The sequence below is a fragment of the Duganella sp. sic0402 genome (genome assembly GCF_019219065.1).
Classification (GTDB): domain Bacteria; phylum Pseudomonadota; class Gammaproteobacteria; order Burkholderiales; family Burkholderiaceae_D; genus Rugamonas.
The window spans coordinates 1-255 of record NZ_JAHUWK010000053.1; the positions used below are offsets into that span (position 1 = coordinate 1).

Genomic DNA, 255 nt, shown 5'->3' on the forward strand with positions numbered 1-255 from the left:
CAGCAGCCGAAGCAGCAGCGATAGCGTTCAGCGCTGCAGCGCTGGTGGCGGTGCCCAGGGTGGCTTCGTCTTTCACGTTAGCCAGCCATGCTTTAACAACGGCGTTAGCAGCGTCGCCATCGTAGCCCCGGATCTCTGCCGAGGTATCCAGCGATTCGGTGAAGGCGGTAGCAGCAGCAACTTTGCTGTCGATGGCTACCAGATCTTCGTTTTGAGCAGCGTTAGCGATGGTCAGAACGATGCTGGCGAAGGTTT

General features: G+C 58.4%; 1 pseudogene. It reads right to left on the minus strand.

Annotated features, from left to right (window positions below):
• Window positions 1-255 (minus strand): annotated as a pseudogene (locus tag KW842_RS27285) (hypothetical protein); the annotation flags it as partial.